The following is a 4,815-nucleotide window of genomic DNA, read 5'->3' on the forward strand; positions in this document are numbered from 1 at the left end:
AGCAGCAGGTCCAGCAGCGCGCCCTCTTGTCGTTCGATGCACTCGACCTCCTGGCGCACACCCGGCCGGTTCATGAGTTCCACGGCGACTTGATCATGGATTCGCATGCTTGATGTCCTTCATGCGCTTGGCCACAGCCGCTCATCGCGCAAGGGGGCGTTGGAATTTGGTTTCATACCTCCTCGCCGTGCAGCAGAGCCGGGTGCACCCGTGGCATGCTGCTTTCCATGACGCCGCAGAACCTGCTCCACCTGTTGTTGCCCGGCCCGGTCCTCGCACCGTTCGTCTATGGCGCGCTGCTCTACGGCGTGCGCTATCTGGTGATGGCGCTGGCGCTCTACGGCCTGGCGCGGCGCGGCTGGGGCCGTGCGGTGGATGCGGCCTATCCAGCAGGCGATGACCGGGCAGCCCACCTGCGGCGCGAGCTGGGCCACGCGGTGGGCACGGTGCTGGTGTTCGGGCTGGTCAATGCGGTGCTGTTCGGCACCGGGCTGGTCCGGCACACCCAGCTCTACTTCCGGATCGACTCGGCACCGGCCGGCTGGTTCGCGCTGAGCGTGGTGCTGGCGCTGGTGCTGCACGACGCGCTGTTCTACGCACTGCACCGGCTGATGCACACCCGCGCGCTGTACCGACGCACACACCTGACGCACCACCGCTCGGTGCGCCCGACGGCCTTCGCGGCCTACAGCTTCCACCCGTGGGAGGCACTGGCGGAGGCGCTGCTGGTGGTGGCGATCCTGTTCGTGCTGCCGATGCACCCGCTGGCGCTGCTGGCCTTCCAGACGGTCTCGACGCTGATCAACGTCTACGGCCATTGCGGCCGCGAGTTCTACCCGCCCGACTGGCACCGCCACCCGATCGGCCGCTGGATCAACACCTCGACCCTGCACGCCCACCACCACGCCACCGGCCGCGACAACTACGGCCTGTACTTCACCTGGTGGGACCGCTGGTTCGGCAGTGCCGATCCGGCGCGGCGCTGATCCGGTCAGGCCAGTTCAGGTCGCGAATTCGCGCACCGTCAGCGCGGTGTCGCTGGGGTCGGTGGGTGCAAAGCGTTCGGCCTGCGCCAGCGGCCAGTAGATCTCGTAGACGTTGTGCGGCCAGTCGCAGTCGCCGCGCTCGGCCGCCAGCAGCTCGCCCGGCCGGACGAAACAGAGCTGGTTGCGCAGCAACCGCACCTGGTCGTTGCTGACGCGGCGCACGATGTGGCCAGCGGTGATCTCGCCGGGATGGCGCAGACCAGCGGCCTGGACCAGCTCCTGCAGCGCATGCAGCGTGTTCTCGTGGAAGCGGCGCACGCGCTCGATCTTGTCGGGCACGACCAGCGCGCGCTGACGGCCCGGGTCCTGCGTCGCCACCCCCGTGGGGCACTGGCCGGTGTGGCAGTGCTGGGCCTGGATGCAGCCGAGCGCGAACATGAAACCACGCGCCGAGTTGCAGTAGTCGGCGCCCAGCGCCATCGCGCGGGCGATGTCGAAGGCGCTGACGATCTTGCCGGACGCGCCCAGCCGGATGTGCTGGCGCAGGTTCAGGCCGACCAGCGTGTTGTGGACCAGCAGCAGCCCGTCCTGCAGCGGTGCGCCGACGTGGTCGGTGAACTCCAGCGGCGCAGCGCCGGTGCCGCCCTCGGTGCCATCGACGACGATGAAGTCCGGCCGCAGCCCGGTGGCGATCATCGCCTTGCAGATGGCGAACCACTCCCACGGATGCCCGATGCAGAGCTTGAATCCGACCGGCTTGCCACCCGAGAGCGTGCGCAGCCGGTCGAGGAACTGCAGCAGCTCGACCGGCGTCGAGAACGCGCTGTGCGCCGCGGGCGAGACGCAGTCCACCCCCACCGGTACGCCCCGCGCCTGCGCGATCTCGATCGTCACCTTCGGGCCGGGCAGCACGCCACCGTGGCCGGGCTTGGCGCCCTGCGACAGCTTGACCTCGATCAGGCGCACCTGCGGGTCGGTGGCGTTGGCGACGAACTGTTCCTCGCTGAAGCGGCCCGCGTCATCGCGGCAGCCGAAGTAGCCGGAGCCGATCTCCCAGACGAGGTCGCCGCCGTGGGTGCGGTGGTGCGTGCTGATCGAGCCTTCGCCGGTGTCGTGCATGAAGCCGCCCTTCTTCGCACCGCCGTTGAGCGCGAGGATGGCATTGGCGCTGAGCGCGCCGAAGCTCATGGCCGAGATGTTGAACACGCTGGCGCTGTAGGGCTGCGCGCAGCCGGCGCCGATGGTGACGCGGAAGTCGTGCGAGGCGAGCGTGGTCGGCGCCAGCGAGTGGTTGAGCCACTCGAAGCCTTCCTGGTGCACGTCGAGCTGGGTGCCGAAGGGACGCTTGTCCGGGTCGCCCTTGGCGCGCTGGTAGACCAGCGAGCGCTGCTGGCGCGAGAAGGGCGCGGCCTCGTTGTCGCTCTCGATGAAGTACTGGCGGATCTCGGGGCGGATGAATTCCAGCAGGTAGCGCAGGTGCCCGATCACCGGGTAGTTGCGCAGCACCGAGCGCTGCGACTGCCGCAGGTCGCGCACGCCGATGCCCAGGCCCGCGACGCCGACGAGCGCGATCCAGGGGTCGAGGTGCAGGGCCCACCAGCCGATCCCGCCGCCCAGCGCCATGGCGCCGCAGCAGAGCATGACCAGGTAGCGGATCGGGAAGTAGCGGTCCAGCGCGGTCAGCCAGTCGGGCATGGGCATTCCTTTTGTGGGTCACAGCCGTGGGCAGGGGGCCCATGATGGCGGCCCGGCATGCCACATGCCAGAAGAATTGCGTGGTGTTGGGGGTGGACTTCGGATGAACCGATCTGGTGCATGGCGCGGATCATCCACGGGACTGAACAGCAGTCCCGCGGCCCAAGCCAGCACAAGAGTCCCACACCATGAAGTCCCTGTCGATCTCCACCCGTCTGTGGCTCCCCCCGCTGCTCGTCACCGGCCTGCTGTTGATGGTCGAAGGCTGGGCGGTCCTGCACAGCCGTGCCGAGATCGAGAACGCCCGTGCCGCCATGGCCGCCCAGTTCGACAAGCTGGACAAGACAACCCAATGGGCAGGACTGACCGAGGCCAATGCCGCCCGTGCGCTGGCGGCGCTCAACAGCACCGATGCAGGGCTGGGCGCCCGGCTGAAGCCCGAGATCGAGGCGACCTCCGCGCGCATCAGCACGCTGCAGCAGACGGTCGAGGCGCAGTCGACCCTGCCCGAGGAGGTCACCGCGCTGGAGAAAGTCAGCCAGGCACGCAAGGCCTATGTCGACTTGCGCAAGCAGCTGGGCACAGCCCGCACCGCGGGCACCGACGTGCCGGAAGCCGAGATGTCCCGCCTGCGCGGCGCACTGGCGGCCTACATCGGCGCGCAGCGCGAAGCGGTGTCGCTGCAGTTCCACCAGGCCGACACCATCGCCGAGCGCACCTTCACGCAACAGAGCCAGACGGTGGCCGTGGTCGGCGTGGTGATGCTGGGCCTCGCAGCCTTGCTGATGACATCGACGCTGCTGACGGCCCGTGCCATCCTGCAGCCGGTCCAGCAGGTTCTCGAAGCCACCAACCGGATCGCCGGCGGTGATCTCGGCCTCCAGGGCGACACGAGCCGACAGGACGAGATGGGCGACATGATGCGCGGGCTGGCCCACATGGTGGCGGCACTGCGCACGCTGGTGCGCGACGTGCGCTCCGGCGCGGTGTCGATGCAGTCCGCCAGTGCCGAAATCGCCGTCGGCAACGCGGATCTGTCGCGGCGCACCGAACTCGCCGCCGGCAACCTGCAGGAAACCGCCGCGTCGATGTCGCAGCTCACCAGCACCGTGCAGAACAGCACCGACGCGGCCCTGCAGGCACACCAGCTCGTCACCGCGGTCGCGGAAGCGGCGACGCGCGGCGGCTCCGTGGTGGCGCGGGTGGTGCAGAACATGGACGAGATCACGGCCTCCAGCCGCCGCATCGGCGACATCACCGGCGTGATCGACGGCATTGCCTTCCAGACCAACATCCTGGCGCTCAACGCCGCGGTCGAAGCCGCCCGGGCAGGCGAGCAGGGCCGGGGTTTCGCGGTGGTGGCCAGCGAGGTGCGCTCGCTGGCGCAGCGCTCGGCCGAGGCGGCGCGCGAGATCAGATCACTCATCGCTGCCTCGTTCACCACCGTCGACCACGGCGCCCAGCTCGTGCGCGACGCTGGCAGCACGATCAGCGAACTCGTGGCCTCGGTGCGCCAGGTCTCGGACATCATCGGCCGCATCACCACCGCCTCCGACGAACAGAATCTCGGCATCCGCCAGATCGGCCAGGCCCTGCAGCAACTCGACGATGCCACCCAGCAGAACGCCGCACTGGTCGAGCAAAGCGCCGCCGCCGCGGACAACCTGCGCGACGAATCGCTGCGGCTCAGCGAGGCCGTGCACAAATTCCGGATCGAGGAACCAGCGCAAGCCTGAATGTGATGGATCGGGCACCCTGGCTGACCGGATAGCCCGAGGGACTTGCCCACCCGGCGACTGGCTCACACAATGCGCCAACACCGGTCCTGTAGAGACCGCCTCTCATTTCAGGATCGGATCTCAGGACATGTCGTTGCGCTGGCGCGCCGGGCTCGGCCGTGTGGTCGGAGTGGGCTGGATGATGCTGTCATCGGCCGTCTGGTCGGCGCCTTCCGTGGCGGAACCGGGTGCAGGCGCAGGCGCAGGCGGCAACCTCGCCGCAGCCACGCCTTATCCAGCCGCGCTGCGGCTCACTGTCGTCGATGCCGTGCTCGGCATACTCGCCCACACCCGCTGGCCGCAGCGGCCAGCGCGGCCCCTGCTGCTGTGCGTGAACGAACGCAGCAGCTGTCTCT

General features: G+C 69.0%; 4 protein-coding genes. 3 read left to right on the plus strand and 1 reads right to left on the minus strand.

Annotation, left to right across the window (positions count from 1 at the left end):
* Positions 1–227: 227 nt before the first annotated feature.
* Positions 228–986: a sterol desaturase family protein gene (locus AB3X43_RS18975; RefSeq protein WP_369431437.1), complete on the plus strand. Its 759-nt coding sequence runs from the start codon at positions 228–230 to the stop codon at positions 984–986.
* A 15-nt stretch (positions 987–1,001) separates the two neighbouring features.
* Here the strand turns inward: AB3X43_RS18975 and AB3X43_RS18980 are convergent, their stop codons facing one another.
* Positions 1,002–2,681, minus strand: a complete 1,680-nt coding sequence (locus AB3X43_RS18980; protein WP_369431438.1) for an FMN-binding glutamate synthase family protein — start codon at positions 2,679–2,681, stop codon at positions 1,002–1,004.
* A 188-nt stretch (positions 2,682–2,869) separates the two neighbouring features.
* Here AB3X43_RS18980 and AB3X43_RS18985 point away from each other — a divergent pair, with 188 nt between their 5' ends.
* Both AB3X43_RS18985 and AB3X43_RS18990 read left to right on the plus strand, forming a co-directional pair.
* Positions 2,870–4,417, plus strand: a complete 1,548-nt coding sequence (locus AB3X43_RS18985) for a methyl-accepting chemotaxis protein (RefSeq protein WP_369431439.1) — start codon at positions 2,870–2,872, stop codon at positions 4,415–4,417.
* A 130-nt stretch (positions 4,418–4,547) separates the two neighbouring features.
* Positions 4,548–4,815: hypothetical protein (locus tag AB3X43_RS18990; RefSeq protein WP_369431440.1), on the plus strand; the 268-nt coding region annotated here is incomplete at its 3' end.

It is taken from the genome of Sphaerotilus sp., assembly GCF_041083715.1.
In the GTDB taxonomy this organism is placed as follows: domain Bacteria; phylum Pseudomonadota; class Gammaproteobacteria; order Burkholderiales; family Burkholderiaceae_C; genus Sphaerotilus.

Coding starts and splice junctions, on each gene's coding strand:
- AB3X43_RS18975 (WP_369431437.1), top strand. CDS start 228: ATGACGCCGCAGAACCTGCTCCACCTGTTGTTGCCCGGCCCGGTCCTC.
- AB3X43_RS18980 (WP_369431438.1), bottom strand. CDS start 2,681: ATGCCCGACTGGCTGACCGCGCTGGACCGCTACTTCCCGATCCGCTAC.
- AB3X43_RS18985 (WP_369431439.1), top strand. CDS start 2,870: ATGAAGTCCCTGTCGATCTCCACCCGTCTGTGGCTCCCCCCGCTGCTC.